General features: G+C 66.8%; 18 protein-coding genes and 1 pseudogene. 5 read left to right on the forward strand and 14 right to left on the reverse strand.

Translation table 11 applies throughout. The annotated features are described in order from the left end of the window. Positions 1-88 precede the first annotated feature (88 nt). The 4 genes from epsC to FFS08_RS22355 all read left to right on the forward strand — a co-directional run bounded on the left by epsC (position 89) and on the right by FFS08_RS22355 (position 2,034). Complete coding sequence (gene epsC / locus FFS08_RS22340; protein WP_137861560.1) at positions 89-778, forward strand: serine O-acetyltransferase EpsC; 690 nt, start codon at positions 89-91, stop codon at positions 776-778. Beyond that, positions 779-1,117: a DUF2794 domain-containing protein gene (locus FFS08_RS22345; RefSeq protein WP_137861561.1), complete on the forward strand. Its 339-nt coding sequence runs from the start codon at positions 779-781 to the stop codon at positions 1,115-1,117. A 69-nt stretch (positions 1,118-1,186) separates the two neighbouring features. After that, positions 1,187-1,489, forward strand: coding sequence for a hypothetical protein (locus FFS08_RS22350; RefSeq protein ID WP_137861562.1), 303 nt, complete (start codon positions 1,187-1,189; stop codon positions 1,487-1,489). Positions 1,490-1,560: 71 nt separating this feature from the next. Beyond that, complete coding sequence (locus FFS08_RS22355; protein ID WP_249340983.1) at positions 1,561-2,034, forward strand: GFA family protein; 474 nt, start codon at positions 1,561-1,563, stop codon at positions 2,032-2,034. Between the two features lie 40 nt (positions 2,035-2,074). On the opposite strand, the gene FFS08_RS22360 is transcribed toward FFS08_RS22355, so the two are convergent. Next, positions 2,075-2,557, reverse strand: a complete 483-nt coding sequence (locus tag FFS08_RS22360; RefSeq protein WP_137861563.1) for an Lrp/AsnC family transcriptional regulator — start codon at positions 2,555-2,557, stop codon at positions 2,075-2,077. Between the two features lie 116 nt (positions 2,558-2,673). On the opposite strand from FFS08_RS22360, the gene FFS08_RS22365 reads away from it, so the two are divergent. Next, positions 2,674-3,564 carry an EamA family transporter gene (locus tag FFS08_RS22365; RefSeq protein ID WP_137861564.1) on the forward strand — a complete coding sequence of 297 codons (891 nt, stop codon included), beginning with the start codon at positions 2,674-2,676 and terminating at the stop codon, positions 3,562-3,564. 94 nt (positions 3,565-3,658) lie between these two features. Here the strand turns inward: FFS08_RS22365 and FFS08_RS22370 are convergent, their stop codons facing one another. The 13 genes and pseudogenes from FFS08_RS22370 to FFS08_RS22430 all read right to left on the reverse strand — a co-directional run. Continuing rightward, positions 3,659-4,768, reverse strand: coding sequence for a hypothetical protein (locus FFS08_RS22370; RefSeq protein WP_137861565.1), 1,110 nt, complete (start codon positions 4,766-4,768; stop codon positions 3,659-3,661). 472 nt (positions 4,769-5,240) lie between these two features. Continuing rightward, positions 5,241-6,134, reverse strand: coding sequence for an SDR family NAD(P)-dependent oxidoreductase (locus FFS08_RS22375; protein ID WP_137861566.1), 894 nt, complete (start codon positions 6,132-6,134; stop codon positions 5,241-5,243). A 128-nt stretch (positions 6,135-6,262) separates the two neighbouring features. Next, a complete protein-coding gene (locus tag FFS08_RS22380; RefSeq protein ID WP_249340984.1) occupies positions 6,263-6,622 on the reverse strand; it encodes a hypothetical protein in 360 nt (119 codons plus the stop codon). A gap of 111 nt (positions 6,623-6,733) precedes the next feature. Then, positions 6,734-7,027 (reverse strand): hypothetical protein, encoded by a 294-nt coding sequence (locus tag FFS08_RS22385; protein WP_137861567.1) that lies wholly within the window; start codon positions 7,025-7,027, stop codon positions 6,734-6,736. Between the two features lie 287 nt (positions 7,028-7,314). Then, on the reverse strand, positions 7,315-8,007 hold the full coding sequence (phoB, locus tag FFS08_RS22390) for a phosphate regulon transcriptional regulator PhoB (RefSeq protein WP_086128782.1): 693 nt from the start codon (positions 8,005-8,007) through the stop codon (positions 7,315-7,317). Positions 8,008-8,026: 19 nt separating this feature from the next. Continuing rightward, complete coding sequence (phoU, locus tag FFS08_RS22395) at positions 8,027-8,731, reverse strand: phosphate signaling complex protein PhoU (RefSeq protein ID WP_137861568.1); 705 nt, start codon at positions 8,729-8,731, stop codon at positions 8,027-8,029. A gap of 11 nt (positions 8,732-8,742) precedes the next feature. Next, the gene (pstB, locus tag FFS08_RS22400) at positions 8,743-9,537 is read right to left on the reverse strand and encodes a phosphate ABC transporter ATP-binding protein PstB (protein WP_137861569.1); all 795 of its coding nucleotides are present in this window, start codon (positions 9,535-9,537) and stop codon (positions 8,743-8,745) included. After that, entirely contained in the window at positions 9,537-10,835 is a 1,299-nt protein-coding gene (gene pstA / locus FFS08_RS22405; RefSeq protein ID WP_249340985.1) for a phosphate ABC transporter permease PstA, read from the reverse strand. Before pstA ends, pstB begins: the two co-directional genes overlap by 1 nt. Beyond that, positions 10,828-12,204: a phosphate ABC transporter permease subunit PstC gene (gene pstC, locus FFS08_RS22410; RefSeq protein WP_137861570.1), complete on the reverse strand. Its 1,377-nt coding sequence runs from the start codon at positions 12,202-12,204 to the stop codon at positions 10,828-10,830. Before pstC ends, pstA begins: the two co-directional genes overlap by 8 nt. Before the next feature lie 53 nt (positions 12,205-12,257). Continuing rightward, entirely contained in the window at positions 12,258-13,289 is a 1,032-nt protein-coding gene (locus FFS08_RS22415; protein WP_137861571.1) for a substrate-binding domain-containing protein, read from the reverse strand. A gap of 106 nt (positions 13,290-13,395) precedes the next feature. Further along, a complete protein-coding gene (locus FFS08_RS22420) occupies positions 13,396-14,592 on the reverse strand; it encodes an ATP-binding protein (RefSeq protein ID WP_137861572.1) in 1,197 nt (398 codons plus the stop codon). 475 nt (positions 14,593-15,067) lie between these two features. After that, the gene (locus FFS08_RS22425; protein WP_137861573.1) at positions 15,068-15,610 is read right to left on the reverse strand and encodes an antirestriction protein ArdA; all 543 of its coding nucleotides are present in this window, start codon (positions 15,608-15,610) and stop codon (positions 15,068-15,070) included. A 263-nt stretch (positions 15,611-15,873) separates the two neighbouring features. After that, positions 15,874-15,965, reverse strand: a pseudogene (locus FFS08_RS22430) (IS5/IS1182 family transposase); the annotation flags it as partial.

Below are 15,965 nucleotides of genomic sequence, written 5' to 3' on the forward strand. Positions count from 1 at the left end.
ACTGTTTAGCGCGGCAAAGCCTGGGATGGGCCGTTCTGGAAATCGGCACGATCATGCACTAAATGGGCGCGGCAAAGGGGAACCGGCCATGTTCCAGCGTCTTATGACGTACCTAGATTCGATCCGCGCCCGCGATCCCGCGCCGCGCAGCCATGCCGAGATCCTGCTCTATCCGGGCGTGTGGGCGCTCGGCTATCACCGGATCGCGCATGCGCTGTTCCGCAACCGCCTGTTCTTCCTTGCCCGCGTCGTGAACCACTGGTCGCGCTTCGTCACGGCGATCGACATCCATCCGGGTGCGAAGATAGGTCGCAACTTCTTTATCGACCATGGCTTCGTCGTGATCGGCGAGACTGCGGAGATCGGCGACGACGTCACCATCTACCAGTGCGTCACCCTGGGCGGCACCAGCCCGGACAATGGCGTGGGCGGCAAGCGCCACCCGACGATCCGCGACGGCGCGATACTCGGCTCGGGTGCCCAGGTGCTGGGGCCGATCATCGTCGGCGAGCGCGCCCGGATCGGCGCCAATGCCGTGGTCACCCGCGACGTGCCCGAAGGCGCGGTGATGGTCGGCATCCCGGCCAAGCCCACGCTGGTCGAAGCCGAGAAGTGGCAGAAGGATTTCGTGCCCTATGGCACGCCGTGCAGCGAGCTGTTCGATCCGCAGACCCAGAAGCTCGAGCTCATGCGCTGCGAGCTGGAGGCGATGCGCAAGCGGCTGGATGCCGTGCTGGCCGAGCGCCGCGAGCAGGGGGAGCAGCGCGACAGCGCGTAAATGGGAACCGTAACCCCGCTCCCCATCGGACGTCCCGGCCAGGTCGGCTTCGAGCGCCCGGAACTCACGCGCATCCTCGATCTCTACGGCCGCATGGTCGCCGCCGGCCATTGGCGCGACTATGCGATGTCGTTCGATCTCGATGCCGCGATCTTCGCCGCTTTCCGTCGCGCTGCCGAGCGCCCCGAATTCCGCATCGAGAAGCGCCCCGCGCTGCGCAACCGCCAGGGCATGTGGACGCTGGTCGGCGAGAGCGGCACGATCCTGAAGCGCGGGCACGAACTGGGTCCGGTGCTTGCCCCGGTCGAGCGCCGGCTGATGAAGCTGGTCGAGGAATAGGGCCGGGCGCGCACCGCAAATCCGCACCTGCTGCATCCTGCCTGCACCGCAGCCTGCCAGTCCGTTCGCATGCCCCGGCGCGCGCTCGCCCTGCTTCTGGCCAATGCCGCCGGGATAGGCCTCTTCCTGGTGCTGGCCTCGCAATCCTGGATCGAGCCCGAACTCACCGACGTGCCGGATGCCTCGGCCGGGGATGCCCTTGTCTGGATCGTCGAAGCTGCACCGGTCTTCGGCGCGTTCGCACTGGTCAATGCGATCTGGCTGGTCTGGGCCGGCGGGCGCGGTCGCTGGTTGTCGGTGTTGCTGATCGCCGCGATCCTGGGGTGCTGGGCACTGGCATTGCTCGTCGACAACGCCTCGCATGGCCTGTGAGGCATTGGCGGAGAACGGGCGCGCCGGTGCCGCATCGTCCTCGTGCGGCGCGCCTGCCGGATGGCCGAGCCTTGCGTGCCACGCTATGGTTTCCGGCCAAGGGAGAGGGGATCGTGGTGACGAATGGCGTGAAGCTGGAGGGCAAATGCCTGTGCGGCGCGGTGCAGGTGCGGATCGCGCCGCCCGGGCCGCATGTCGGCGCGTGCCATTGCGGGATGTGCCGGCGCTGGGGCGGCGGCCCCGCGCTGTCGCTCAGGCTGGTGCCCGATCCCGAGATCGAGGGTGCCGAGCACGTCGTGCGCTATCCCTCCTCCGACTGGGCGGAGCGGGGCTTCTGCCGGACCTGCGGCACGCATCTATTCTATTTCTACCGGCCGCAATCGGGCTATTCCTTCCAGGCCGGCCTGTTCGACGGCCTCGACGTCCATGACCTGGCCGAAGAGATCTTCATCGACGAGAAGCCGGACTATTACGCCTTTGCCGGCGAGCGCGAACGAATGACCGGGGCCGAAGTGATGGCGAAGGCCGGGATCGACGGCGCCTGACGCCGCCTGTCTTCGGCAATTCGCGAAACGACCGGCCGGATCAGCGCTCCCAGGCCACCGGCACCGGGTTCATGCCCCCCGTCTCGCGGATCACCACCAGCGTCTCGAAGGTTCGCACCCGTTCGTCGGCCGAGAAGAGCCGGCGCACCAGATCGTCATAGCTCTCCATGTCGCGCGCGATGATCCGCACTGCGAAATCATGGTCGCCAGTGACGTTCCACGCCTCCATCACTTCGGGCTCGGCACGGAACAGCTCGAACATCTCGCCCACGGTGTTGGCATTCTCGCGCTCCAGCGTCACCAGCACGATCATCGACAGCGGCCAGCCCAGCGTCTTCGGCCGCACCACGGCGATCTCGCGCTCGATCACGCCGGTCTCGCGCAGCCGCCGGATTCGCCGGTAACAGGCGGGTGCGGACAGGCCGACCGCCTCGGCCAGCGCCGCCACCGGCTGCTGCACATCCATCTGCAGCAGCTCGAGCAGCTTGAGGTCGAACGAATCGAGCGGTTCAGTCTTCGTCATGAATCCATCGTAACGCGATAAACTTTATCGTATAACTGCAAAAATAAACCGCTCTTATCGACGAAAATCCCTATCTCTCGGGGCGTTCCTTCCACATTTGGTTCGAGTATCGTCCGATGAGCAGTCTTGCCGCCCCCCGGTCCCTTTCCCCGCGCCTCGACGCCGTGGGTCTTGGCACGCTGTTCCTGTCGATGCTGTCGGTCACTATCGGCGCGACCTTCGCCAAGCAGCTCTTCCCGCTGGTCGGCGCCGAGGGTGCGACTGCGCTGCGCCTGATCGTGGGCGCGGCGATCCTCTCGGCGATCTTCCCGCCCTGGCGGCTGCGGTTGGAAACCGGCTGGCGCCCGCTGCTGGTCTATGGCCTCGTCCTCGGGGTGATGAACCTCAGCTTCTACAAGGCCTTGTCCTACATTCCGCTCGGCATCGCGATCGCGATCGAATTCACCGGCCCGCTGGCGGTGGCGGTGCTCACGTCGCGCCGCCGGGTCGATTTCCTGTGGATCGGCATCGCGGTGTTCGGCCTGTTGCTGCTCCTGCCGATCTGGAAGGGCGCGGCCCATCTCGACTGGCGGGGCGTCGCGCTCGCACTGATCGCCGGTGCCTGCTGGGCGGCGTATATCCTCGCCGGGCGCCATGCCGGCCAGGCGCACGGCCCCGCCGCCGCGGCCGGAGGCATGCTGATCGCGGCCCTGCTCGCCGTTCCCGTCGGCGTGGCGCATGCCGGCGCGGCGCTGCTGCGGCCCGAGGCGCTGATGCTCGGCCTGCTCGTCGGCATCGTCTCCAGCGCCATTCCCTATGCGCTCGAGATGATCGCCCTGCCGCGGCTGCCGGCCAACACCTTCGGCACCCTGCTCAGCGCCGAGCCTGCGGTGGGCGCGCTGATGGGTCTGCTGCTGCTTGGCGAAGTGCTCACCGGCACCCAGTGGCTGGCAGTGTGCCTGATCGTCGTCTCTTCGGTCGGTACGGCGATCAGCGCCCGCCCCGGCGCAGCGATCGAGCAGCCCTGATGGGAAAACCCCTCCCGCGCGGGGGCGCGGGAGGGGCAGGAGTTGGAAAGCCGGGCTGGGGACCTTGCTTTCCGCGTGGCGGTCTGAGTCAGGATCAGGCCGTCACGATCCGGGTAGGGGGCAGCCGCTCCTCGAGTCCGCCGAGCAGGCCGACGACCATGCGCCGCACCGGCTGCCAGAAGGCCGAGAGCAGCAGCAGCGCCGATCCGATCACCAGCGCGGTGAGCGCCGCCGCCAGCTCGACCGCGCCGGTCGCCTGGAACAGCGCATACATCGCCCAGAGCACGTAGATCAGACTGGAGACGAGCAGCGCGCGGCGGTCGACCGCCAGTGCCACGAAGGCGAAGACCAGATAGAGCGCGATCACCACCGCGGCGACCGGGCCGGTCACTTCGCCGTCGAACACGCCGAGCATGTGGAAGATCGGGTGCGCGATCAGCGGCGCGGCGGCAAGGTGCAGCCAGAAGGCCACGTCCGAGCGGCGGGTGCGCCGCTCCAGGTCGCTCATGTCCCAGCGCATCGCGAAGAAGAACATCGCCACGCCGGCAACAAGCAGCATCTCGTTCACCCAGTCCTTGGCCTGGGGCACGAAGGCGAGCACCAGCGACACGCCGACGCCGACCAGGGCCAGCGCGCCGGCAGCCACGGTGATCGGCACCATGAAGCGCTTCCAGTGGATCCAGGTGGCGGCGGCGGTCAGCAGGCCCACCAGCGCGGCGATGCCGCCGGCCAGTTGCTGCTTCTGCATGTCGCTGGCGAGGTGCATCTGCTCCTCGATCCAGGGGATGTTGGCGGCGAACATGCCCGAGAGGCAGGCGCCGACGCCACCGGCAAAGCCGAACGTCAGCAGGATCGAGGGGAGCGCCATGCGGCGGCGCGCAGTGAAATATTCGGCGAGCATCCAGCTCGTCGCGGCCACGGCGAAGCCCCCGCCGATCATGTTGCCGCCGACGATGCGCTCCTCCGGCCCCGCGCCGATCGCCATCACGCCGAAATAGGCGCCGATGCGCGCCGCGGCGACCAGGATCAGCGCGGCGGCGATCGCCACGAAGATGTCGTTGAAGCCGGTGAGCAGCTTGAAATGTTCTTCGTCCACCGCCGGCGTCGCCCGGCGTTCGGCGATGTAGTTGCGCAGTGCGTTGGCGGCGGCGGGGGAAAGCGCCCCCGCTTCCACGGCACTGGCCAGATCGCTTTCGCTGTACATGGCAGTCTCCTCCTGTGCGGAGGTTCTACCATATGTGTATTAGTGAAGCAATACGGTAAGGCGGTGACCCTGTGCCCAGTTTCGTCATCCCCGCGAAAGCGGGGATCCGGAGCGGGGAGCGATGCCTGAAGTGACCCTGGATCCCCGCCTGCGCGGGGATGACGGATAAGGATGGGATGACGGACAGAGGAGAGCTAGGGCCAATCGACATTTACGAGACTGGCGGTCCCCCATGCGGTTCCCCGGCGAAGGCCGGGGCCCAGTATCGGGATGCTATCGAGATACGCGAACCCCTCGAACGATGTCGCAACCGGGCCCCGGCCTTCGCCGGGGAGCAAGAAGGGCTGTCCGGCTCTCATCGCACGCCCAAATGTCGATCCGCCCTAGGTTGAGAACCCAAACAAGTATCTGATTTTCCGTCGTCATCCCCGCGCAGGCGGGGATGACGATTGAAGGAATATGAGTCCCCAACCTAGCCCTGCTGAAGCTTGCCCAGGATCAGCATCGTCTGCTCGCTGCCCGAGCCCGGCACGATCTCGCCCGTCCGATCGGTGATCTGCGCCCATTGCGCCTCCACCGCTTCGGGCGTCAGCGCCGCGAGCTTCGCGCCCTGGGTCAGCGTGACATAGGCGGCCTGGACCACCCCGCCGCCCGCGCCGACGATCTGGTTGGTCGGCGCGTCCTCGCTCACCAGGAACAGTGCGGCGGGGGCGACATTCTCGGGGGCGAAGGCCTTGAAGGCTTCCGCGGGGAACAGGTCCTCGGTCATCCGCGTGCCGGCCACCGGGGCGATCGTGTTGACCTTGATCCCGTATTTGGCGCCTTCGAGATAGAGCGTCTTGGTCAGCCCGGCCAGGCCGAGCTTGGCCGCGCCGTAATTCGCCTGGCCGAAATTGCCGAACAGGCCGGTGGAGGATGCGGTCATCAGGATGCGGCCGTAATTCTGGTCGCGCATCGTCTGCCACACCGCCTTGGTGCAATTGGCCGAGCCGATCAGATGGACGTCGACGACGAAGCGGAAATCGGCCGGCTCCATGTTGACGAAGCTCTTGTCGCGCAGCACGCCGGCATTGTTGATCAGGATGTCGATCCGGCCCCATTTGGCCTTGGCTGCCTCGACCATCGCGACCATGTGGTCGTAATCGGTCACGCTGCCGCCGTTCGACATCGCCTCGCCGCCCAGCGCCTCGATTTCCTCGACCACCTTGAGCGCCGCGTCCGAATGGCCGGTGCCGTCGCGGCTGCCGCCCAGATCGTTGATCACCAGCTTCGCCCCGCGCTTGGCCAGTTCGAGCGCATAGGCGCGGCCCAGGCCGCCTCCCGCGCCGGTGACGATGGCGACGCGGTCCTTGAAGTCGATGGTCATTGGTCTCTCCCGAATTTGGGGAGAGCTTAGGCAAGGCGGCGAGCGCGATACAACCTAAACCGTCATCCCCGCTCGCGCGGAGGATGACGGTGGATGGGATGGGCGCGAAGCTCACCCGCCGACAGGCTTCACCGCGACTGGCGGCAATGATCCTTGATGGTCTTCGAACAGCGCGGATAGCTCTTCGGATCCGAAGGCATCGGCGCGGCCGCCTCGGGTGCCGGCGGTGCCGGAGCAGCCGCCGGGGCGGCGGGCGTGTCCGGTGCGGCCGGCGGCGGATTGGTGGCCGGAGGCTGCGGTGCCGCGGGGTCGGCCGGCATGGCGGGATCTGCGGGCGCCGCCGGAGTCGTGGGCGCGTCCATCGGCGGAGCAGGTGGCGTCGGCGCGGTTGCCGGAGTCGTCTGCTGCTGCGGATTGGTCTGGGGCATGTCCTGCGCGACGGCGGTGCCGCCGAACGCAAGGGCCGATGCCAGCAGAATGAACTTCATGCGGAATATCCTCTGAAAACCTGTCCCCATCCCGCATGCCTGAAAACGCACGTGCCGGGCGCGATGTTTCGCGCCCGGCACGTTCGGTCCCGTAAAAGGGGGCGCTCGGCGCTATTGGCGCTGACGGCACCCGTCGAACTGGCCGCGCTTGCACATCGGATACACTGCCTTGGGCGGCGGCGGCGGGAACGCCTCGGTCGGCGTCTGCGTGCTCGGCACGAAGACGACCGGGGTGCCCGGAGGCGGCGGGTTGTTGCCCGTGCTGTACAGCGGGGTCGTCGGTGCATAGCCGCCCAGCTTCTCGGCGTCGTTATTGGTCGGTGAATTGGCCTTTTGCGCAGAGGTCTGCGCATGGGCCGCGCCGGCCGTAAGGGCGAGGGCGGCTGCCAGGGCAATTATTCTCATAGGAGCATCTCCTGGAACCGGGCGCGAAATCGTTACGCCCGGCACCAGCAACGCTGGAAAGAGGATTAGTTTCCTCTCCGATATGGCGAGGATCGATTACATTTTGGTCATGTGAGTAAGGAATGCACCGAACTGGCTGAAAAGCCCGGAAGATTCGGAGATGCCGGCCTCTCGCCCCAATCGCGCGCCGGCACCCTTCTCCTTGGGACGAGGGGCATCCGGTAGATAGCCGTCATCCCCGCGCAGGCGGGGATGACGTTACTTTCCTCGGCAGGGCAGCTGCCTCGTCAATTCCCCGCGTCGAGCGCATATCCCGCCGAGCGCACGGTACGGATGATGTCCGGCCGGTTGCCCTTGTTGATCGCCTTGCGCAGGCGGCGGATATGGACGTCGACGGTGCGGCTCTCGATGTCGCTGTCATGCCCCCATACCGCGTCGAGCAGCCGCTCGCGCGAGAACACCCAGCCCGGATGCTCGAGGAAATGCTTGAGCAGGCGGAACTCGGTCGGCCCCAGCTGCACCACTTCGCCGGCGCGGCGCACCTTGTGGCCCACCGTGTCCATCTCGATGTCCGAATAGGTCAGCGCCTCGCCGGCCAGCGCCGGGCGCACGCGGCGCAGCACCGCGCCCACGCGGGCGACCAGTTCGCGCGGGGAGAAGGGCTTGGTGACATAGTCGTCCGCCCCGGTCTCGAGCCCGCGCACCCGGTCTTCCTCCTCGCCGCGCGCGGTGAGCATGATGATCGGCACGTTCGCGGTCTCGGGCATGCGGCGCAGGCGCCGGCACACTTCGATGCCGCTCAGCCCCTCGACCATCCAGTCGAGCAGCACGATGTCCGGCGTCGCCTCCTTGGCGAGCAGCAGCGCCTCTTCCCCGTCAGGCGTGTGCTTCACCTCATAGTCTTCGCGCTTGAAGTGATAGGCGACCAGCTCCGCGATCGCGGCGTCGTCCTCGACGAGAAGCATCTTCACTCGGGCCATATGTTCCCCGTTTCCCCGCTCAGTTCGCTTGGGCCTCGCCGGTCTCGCGCTCGGCCATGTAATCGCCTGTCGCCGCGAAATAGACCATTTCGGCCACGTTGGTGGCGTGATCGCCGATCCTCTCCAGGTTCTTCGCCACGAACAGCAGGTGGGCCACCTGGCTGATCGTCCTCGAATTCTCGACCATATAGGTCACCAGCGTGCGGAAGATCGAATCGTAGAAATCGTCGAGCGCGTTGTCGCGCGCGCAGATCCGCACCGCCGCCTGGGCATCGCGCGCCGAATAGGCATCGAGCACGTCGTGCACCATGTCCGCCGCCAGCTGCCCCATCGCCGGCAGGATCGAGACGACGTCGATCCGTTCCTCGCCGGCCTCGCCATGGATCATCGGCACGCGCTTGGCGATGTTCTTGGCATAGTCGCCGATCCGCTCGATCACCGCGGCGATCTTCAGCGCGGCGATGATCTCGCGCAGGTCGTCCGCCATCGGCGCGCGCAGCGCGATCACGCGGACGACGAGCTTCTCCAGCTCGGCCTCGATCGCGTCGATCTGCTTGTCCTTCTGGCGCACTTCGCTGGCGAGCACGGTGTCGCCGCGCTGGAGCGCCAGCATCGCGTCCTCGATCGCCTGCTCGGCCAGGCCGCCCATCTGCGAGATGAGCGCGCGCAGCTGTCCGATGTCCTGATCGAACGCCTTGACGGTATGTTCGTGGCTGCTCGCCATAATGGGTACTCCTAGCCGTAACGGCCGGTAATGTAATCCTTGGTGCGCTCCTGCCTGGGCGCGGTGAAGATATTGTCGGTGTCGCCATATTCGACCAGCTGGCCGAGATGGAAGAAGGCGGTTTTCTGGCTGACGCGTGCCGCCTGCTGCATGTTGTGCGTGACGATCACGATGGCATAGCGCCCGCGCAGCTCGTGGATCAGCTCCTCGATCTTGGCGGTGGCGATCGGGTCGAGCGCCGAGCAGGGCTCGTCCATCAGGATCACCTCGGGGTCCACCGCGATCGCGCGGGCGATGCACAGGCGCTGCTGCTGGCCGCCCGAAAGCGCGGTGCCGCTGTCCGACAGCCGGTCCTTCACTTCGTCCCACAGGCCAGCGCGCTTCAGCGACTGCTCGACGATCCCGTCGAGCGCCACCTTGGAGGCGGCCAGGCCGTGGATGCGCGGGCCATAGGCGACATTCTCGTAGATCGACTTGGGGAAGGGATTGGGCTTCTGGAACACCATGCCCACCCGCGCGCGCAGCTGCACCACGTCCATCGCCGAGGAATAGATGTCCTCGCCGTCCAGCATGATGTCGCCGGTCACCCGGGCGGAGGCGATGGTGTCGTTCATCCGGTTGAGCGTGCGCAGGAAAGTGGACTTGCCGCAGCCCGACGGGCCGATGAACGCCGTCACATGGTCCATGTCGACATCGATCGAGACGTCGCGGATCGCCTGTTTGTCGCCGTAGAAGACGTTCACGCCCCGCGCCGACATCTTGTGCCCGGTCGCCGTTGCAGTGGAAAGGGGAGTGGCGTCGGTCATTACCAGCGGGTCTCGAACTTGTTGCGAAGATAGATGGCGAGCCCGTTCATGGCGAGCAGGAACACCAGCAGCACGATGATCGCCGCGCTGGTCTTCTCCACGAAGCCGCGGCTCACTTCGTCCGACCACAGGAAGATCTGGACGGGCAGCACGGTGGCGGGATCGGTGAAGCCCTGGGGGGCGGTGACGATGAAGGCGCGCATGCCGATCAGCAGCAGCGGCGCGGTCTCGCCCAGCGCGCGGGCCATGCCGATGATCGTGCCGGTCAGGATGCCGGGCATGGCGAGCGGCAGGACATGGTGGAACACCACCTGGATCCGGCTCGCGCCGATGCCGAGCGCGGCGTCGCGGATCGAGGGCGGCACGCCCTTGATCGCATTGCGGCTGGCGATGACGATCACCGGCATGATCATCAGCGCGAGCGTGAGCCCGCCGACCACCGCCGCCGAGCGCGGCAGGAGCGGGCCGAAGCTGTGGCCGCCGATCTGCCAGGTGCCGAGGAACACCGCCAGGCCGAGCAGGCCGAAGATGATCGAAGGGACCGCCGCCAGATTGTTGATCGAGACTTCGATCAGGTCGGTCCAGCGGTTCTTGGGGGCATATTCCTCGAGATAGATCGCGGCGAGCACGCCCACCGGGAAGGCGATCAGGAAGGTCACCAGCATGGTCAGCAGCGAGCCCTTGAGCGCACCCCAGATGCCCACCGCCACCGGATCGTTCGAATTGCTCGCAGTGAAGAAGCCCCAGTTGAACCCGGTGCGCAGCAGGCCGGCGCTCCGCAGCCTCTCCGCATCCGCTCGCGCCGCCGGCGAGCCCTGGCCGCGCGCCGCCATCTCGATCGCGGTCGAGGCGGGCACCCAGATCCGCGCCCGGCCATCGAGGATCGACGGGCGCTCCTTGATTTGCTCGCGCACCGCGATCCAGGCGCTGTTCGACGCGAGCGAATGGTCGCCTCCGCTCAGCGCCGCGCTCTCCACCTTGTCCTGCAGCCCGGCGCCCGACAGCGCCAGATCGGCGCCCGGCGTCGACAGGTGCGCGCGGTCGACGGCGATCCCCATCTTCGGGAAATCCAGGTCCAGCGCCACTTCGCTACGGGTGAAGCCGCGCGCGCCGTTCGCCACCATCGTCGCGATCAGGAAGGCGAGGAACGCAGCGGAAAGGATCACCGCCAGCATGCCGAACAGCTTGAAGCGCCGTTCGGCCGCATAGCGGCGGCGGATGCGCTTCTGCATCGCCGCGGCCTTCCAGTCGGTCGGCGTCCGCTCGGGCGCGGGGGCAGGGGCGGTGCGCTTACTCATAGGCTTCGCGATACTTCTTCACGACGCGCAGCGCGACGATGTTGAGCAGCAGCGTGATCACGAACAGCGTCAGGCCCAGCGCGAAGGCGGCGAGCGTCTTGGGGCTGTCGAACTCGCTCTCGCCGGTCAGCAGGTCGACGATCTGCTTGGTGACGGTGGTGGCGCTCTCAAACGGATTGAGCGTGATGTTGGCGGCGCCGCTGGCGGCCATCACCACGATCATCGTCTCGCCGATCGCGCGGGAGACGGCGAGCAGCACGCCCGCCACCACGCCCGGCAGCGCGGCGGGCAGGAGGACGCGGCTGATCGTCTCCGAATTGGTCGCGCCCATCGCCAGGCTGCCGTCGCGCATCGCAGTGGGGACGGCGGCGATCGAATCGTCGGCGAGGGAGGAGACGAAGGGGATGATCATCACCCCCATCACCAGGCCCGCCGCCAGCGCGCTCTCGGCCGAGGCGAAGGGCATGCCGAGCGCCACCGCCAGGTCGCGCACCGCCGGCGCCACGGTCAGCGCGGCGAAATAGCCATAGACCACGGTGGGCACGCCTGCGAGAATCTCGAGCATCGGCTTCATCCAGGCGCGCACGCGGGGCGCGGCGTACTGGGTCAGGTAGATCGCGCTCATCAGGCCGAACGGGATGGCGACCAGCATCGCGATCACTGCGCCGATGAAGAAAGTGCCCCAGAACAGCGGCACCGCGCCCAGCGACTTGCCCGGATTGTTCGGGTCGATCAGCTGCGGGCTCCAATGCGTGCTGAACAGGAAGTCCTGCGGCGGCACCATCGCGAAGAAGCGGATCGATTCCCAGAACAGCGACAGGAAGATGCCGATCGTCGTCAGGATCGCGATCAGCGAGGCGACGAGCAGGATCAGCATCAGCCCGCGCTCCACCTTGGTGCGGGCGCGGAAGGCGGGGCTGATCCGGCTGAACGCGAAGGCGCCCCCGGCAAAGGCCAGCAGGATGGCGATCGCCGTGCCGGTCCAGCCATAAAAGGCGATCGCCTCGCGCATCGGCGCCACCAGCGCGTCGGCGGTGGGATCGAAGGTCGAATCGGCCCGGCCCAGCGCCACATCGCGCGCCTCGCCCAGCATCGTGTCGCGCTCGAAGGCGAAGTCGGAGAGCTGGGCCGCGGCCGGCGCCTTGAGCACCTGGTCCTTGATCAGCGCGGGGCTGAGCGCCGTCCATACCGCGACGAACAGCAGCGCCGGCAGCACCGTCCACATCGCCACGTACCAGCCATGCTGCGACGGCAGCGAATACAGCCGCTTCTGCCCGCCGCGGTCGAACCGCACCGCGCGCGCACGCGCGGTCAGCCAGCCGATCAGGCCAAGGCCGACCACCACGAACAGGAGCGCGAAGACATTCACCGGGACGTCAGCTCGATACGGGATTCAGGAAGGAAAGAGATGATGTCCTCGTTTCAGTGCAACTGGGAGGGATCGAGTGCAATCCCCTTGTCGATGATCTCGGCCGAATGCTCCTGCACCTCGCTCGGCGCGGCGATCAGCCCGCGCTTGGTCAGCTCGCCCTTGGGTTTCCACATGGTGGCATAGAGGTTCAGGAAGTCCTGCATCCCGCGCACCGCCTTGATGTGCCGCTTCTTCACATAGATGTAGAGCGGGCGGCCGCCCGGATATTTGCCCGCGACGATATCGTTGTTGGTCGGCTCCACGCCTTCGATCGGCGTGCCGTGCAGCCGGTCGATATTCTCCTCGAGATAGGAATAGCCGAAGATGCCGAGCGCATTGGGGTTCTGGCTCAGGCCCTGGACGATCAGATTGTCGTTCTCGCCCTTGTCGACATAGGGGCCGTCGTCGCGGATGCGCATGCACGCGTCCTGGAACTTGGCGGGATCGCTGCCGGCCTTGAGCGCCTTGGCCTCGGGATAGGCCTCGAGGCAGCCCGGCTCGAGCATCAGCTCGGTGAAGGCGTCGCGGGTGCCGCTGGTCGAGGGCGGGCCCATCACGTAGATCGGGATCGCCGGCAGCGACGGATTGACGTCGCGCCAGGTCTTGGCGGTGTTGGGCTTGCCCATCGGGTTGGCCGCCAGCGCGAGATACAGGTCCTTGCGCGTGAGCTTCAGCCGGGGTCCCGCATTGCTCTCGGCCAGCACCACGCCGTCCAGCCCGATCTGCACTTCCAGTATCTCGCCGACATTGTTCTTCTGGCAGGTGTCGTATTCGGTGCGCTTCATCCGGCGCGAAGCGTTGGCGATGTCGGGATATTGCGATCCCACGCCCTCGCAAAAGGCACGGAAGCCCGCGCCCGATCCGATAGATTCGATCACCGGGGCCGCGCGGCGCTTGTCCTGGTTGACGAAGGCCTCGGCCACCGCGGTGGTGAAGGGGAAGACGGTCGAGCTGCCCACGGCGCGGATCGGGCGGGTGGTCCCGCTGTCGCAAGCCGAGAGAGCCACTGCGGAAAGCGCGAAAAGCACAAGTCTGCCAAGCATCGCCGTCTCCTGTCCCTGGGATTAAGAATCACGGGGCACGTGCCCGGACGGCTGCCCCCATCGCGGCCCTTCGGCCCCTAGCGTGACAGGTTCATGACACCAGCTTTCAGGACAGGCGATGGACGGGCAGCAGTACGGTCACCGTCGAGCCCTTGCCCACGGTGCTGGCGATGTCGAAGCGGCCGCGGTGCCGCTCGACGATGTGCTTGACGATCGCGAGCCCCAGCCCGGTGCCGCCCAGCGTGCGGCTGCGCCCCGAATCGACGCGGTAGAAGCGCTCGGTCAGGCGCGGAAGATGCTCGGGCGCGATGCCTTCACCCTGGTCGGTCACGGTCAGCCGCACCATCGAATCGCCCTCGGGCATCAGGCTGACGAGGATCGGCGTGCCCTCGCGGCCATATTTCATCGCATTGCCGATCACGTTGTGGAGCAGCTGGCTCAGCTGCGAGGCATCGCCGCGCACCGGCTGGGTCTCGGCGATCTCGGTGACCACGTCGGCGGCGCGCGGCACGCCGGAAAGCTCCAGGCACACTTCGTCGATCAGCTCGTCCATCGCCACCGGATTGTCCGCCGCGCGATATTTCTCGGCTTCGATCCGGCTGAGCGAGATCAGGTCGTCGATCAGGCGCTGCATGCGGCGCGCTTCGTCGTGCATGATCTTGAGGAAGCGCTTGCGGATGCCGGGATCCTCGCTCGCCCCGTCCTCCAGCGTCTCGACATAGCCGAGCAGCGAGGCGAGGGGGGTGCGCAGCTCGTGGCTGGCATTGGCGACGAAGTCGACGCGGATGCGCTCGCTCGCGTAGCTGCCGGTGCGGTCGATCAGGTGGACGATGCGGCGCCCGTCGCCCAGCGCGGTCACCCGCATCTCCCAGCGCTGGTCGCGCGTGCCCAGGCCGACCAGATGGATCGGCGCGGAAGAATCATGGTCGTTCGGGTTCATCAGCCGCTCGGCGGCGGCCGGGTGGCGGATGGCGACGCGCACATCCTCGCCCAATATGTGCTGGCCGAGCAGCGTGCGCGCGGGCGGATTGGCAGCGATCACGCGCCGGTCGGCGATCAGCAGCACCGGCTCGGCGATCGCGTCGAGCACTTCCGCGATGCCCGGGCCCTCGGCCGCGGCGGGGGCGGTGTCGAGCGGCCCCGCCGGATCGCCGCCCGCCGTCGCCACCAGCACGGCGGCGACGCCGCACACCAGCATGACAAGGCTGGCCTGCACGTCGCCGTTGAGCAGCAGCCCCGCGAGCGCGCCCGCGGCAGCGATGCCGAGCGCCGCGAGCGCCTTTATGCCAGGGGAATAGGGCATTTGCGCGCTCTTCTAGGGGCGGGGTGGGAACTCGGCAACGGGTCCATGCTTCCGCGCATCTCCCCGATCGGATCGAGGTGCGAGCCGGGAAGCGCCGCCCGCGCGATCCTTGAACGCCGCCGCTATTCCCCTTGTTGCCTCCTCTCGTCACCCTGAACTTGCTTGGCGATTATCCCCTTGAGACAAATACCCTGTTCCGTCATCCCCGTACCCTGTTCCGTCATCCCCGTACCCTGTTCCGTCATCCCCGTACCCTGTTCCGTCATCCCCATACCCTGTTCCGTCATCCCCGCGAGATATGGAATGCTCCATAACTCATTAATATAAAAGGTATAATTTCTTACGTATCAGTCTGTGCAGGAACTGTGCAGGAAGTTCCTGCTCTTTTGTGTAGATTGTGGCTTTGATGTCACGGCTCGAAGCGTGCGTGCAATCGAACCCTACACCTATCCACATGCCAGCGTAGTCGCCGATCTCAGTCCCCGCCGAACACATGCACTTCGCCCCAGGCGATCTGCACGGTGAACAGGTCGCCGTTCAGTTCGGCATCGCGGGCCATGGCCTGCCAGTCGATATAGTAGCGCAGGGCGGAGGGGATCGGGGTGGCCTGCTCCGTCAACTCCTGCACATAGTCGGCGAGGCTGGTATGGCAGCCGTGATAGCGCTCGCGCAGCGCTTCGCGCGCCTCGCCCACATCACTGCCGTAGTGATCGAGCAACGCTGCGCCAAGCGCGCCATGCTCGACGATGAAAGAGGCCAGCGCGACCACACGGTCGAGGCTGGCATGTTCGCTCAGGCGGATGCCGCCGAACCCTTCATGATCGTGGATGGCCCATTCTTCCGCACCCTCGACGGGCGATACAGCAAGCACGGCCTGTACAGCGTCCCAGAGCGCCCAGGGTTCTTGCGCGGCGTCGATCCATGCACCGTGAAGGATGCCGCTGTTATAGGCGGCGAGACAGGCGACATAGATGCGGGGGTGATCGGTATCGGTCGGGGTGGTGGTGATGCTCTCCATAACTTGTCCTTGGGTGTGGGTTTCAGATGCGAACTGAAACCCTGCCCATGCGGCGAGCATCGGGGGGCAAGCGGAGCAAGCGGCTTCGCGGGGAACCGGCTGCACGGAGCGTAGCGGAGGAAGCTGGGCGGAAGGCGCTTCGCAGCGCGTTGGGGGCGGAGCCCCAGCCTGCGTTAGCGATCGTCACCCGAACGGGCGGAGACACCAGGCTCCGGGCGCATCAGTGCCTAGAGCGCGGAACGCCTAGGGTCAGGACTCATTGGTCATAGCCAGAAGATGATGGTGGCGGCGAGCGCGATGGCGGAGAAGAAGGTGGTGGGGCAGCGGTCGTAACGGGTAGCGACGCGGCGCCAGT

It is taken from the genome of Sphingomonas sp. 1F27F7B (assembly GCF_005503355.1).
Lineage (GTDB): Bacteria > Pseudomonadota > Alphaproteobacteria > Sphingomonadales > Sphingomonadaceae > Sphingomonas.

Coding starts and splice junctions, on each gene's coding strand:
- phoU (WP_137861568.1), bottom strand. CDS start 8,731: ATGGCGAGCAGCCACGAACATACCGTCAAGGCGTTCGATCAGGACATC.
- FFS08_RS22370 (WP_137861565.1), bottom strand. CDS start 4,768: ATGTACAGCGAAAGCGATCTGGCCAGTGCCGTGGAAGCGGGGGCGCTT.
- FFS08_RS22385 (WP_137861567.1), bottom strand. CDS start 7,027: ATGAGAATAATTGCCCTGGCAGCCGCCCTCGCCCTTACGGCCGGCGCG.
- FFS08_RS22375 (WP_137861566.1), bottom strand. CDS start 6,134: ATGACCATCGACTTCAAGGACCGCGTCGCCATCGTCACCGGCGCGGGA.
- epsC (WP_137861560.1), top strand. CDS start 89: ATGTTCCAGCGTCTTATGACGTACCTAGATTCGATCCGCGCCCGCGAT.
- pstA (WP_249340985.1), bottom strand. CDS start 10,835: ATGAGTAAGCGCACCGCCCCTGCCCCCGCGCCCGAGCGGACGCCGACC.
- FFS08_RS22420 (WP_137861572.1), bottom strand. CDS start 14,592: ATGCCCTATTCCCCTGGCATAAAGGCGCTCGCGGCGCTCGGCATCGCT.
- FFS08_RS22345 (WP_137861561.1), top strand. CDS start 779: ATGGGAACCGTAACCCCGCTCCCCATCGGACGTCCCGGCCAGGTCGGC.
- FFS08_RS22380 (WP_249340984.1), bottom strand. CDS start 6,622: ATGAAGTTCATTCTGCTGGCATCGGCCCTTGCGTTCGGCGGCACCGCC.
- phoB (WP_086128782.1), bottom strand. CDS start 8,007: ATGGCCCGAGTGAAGATGCTTCTCGTCGAGGACGACGCCGCGATCGCG.
- FFS08_RS22365 (WP_137861564.1), top strand. CDS start 2,674: ATGAGCAGTCTTGCCGCCCCCCGGTCCCTTTCCCCGCGCCTCGACGCC.
- FFS08_RS22415 (WP_137861571.1), bottom strand. CDS start 13,289: ATGCTTGGCAGACTTGTGCTTTTCGCGCTTTCCGCAGTGGCTCTCTCG.
- FFS08_RS22360 (WP_137861563.1), bottom strand. CDS start 2,557: ATGACGAAGACTGAACCGCTCGATTCGTTCGACCTCAAGCTGCTCGAG.
- pstB (WP_137861569.1), bottom strand. CDS start 9,537: ATGACCGACGCCACTCCCCTTTCCACTGCAACGGCGACCGGGCACAAG.
- FFS08_RS22425 (WP_137861573.1), bottom strand. CDS start 15,610: ATGGAGAGCATCACCACCACCCCGACCGATACCGATCACCCCCGCATC.
- FFS08_RS22350 (WP_137861562.1), top strand. CDS start 1,187: ATGCCCCGGCGCGCGCTCGCCCTGCTTCTGGCCAATGCCGCCGGGATA.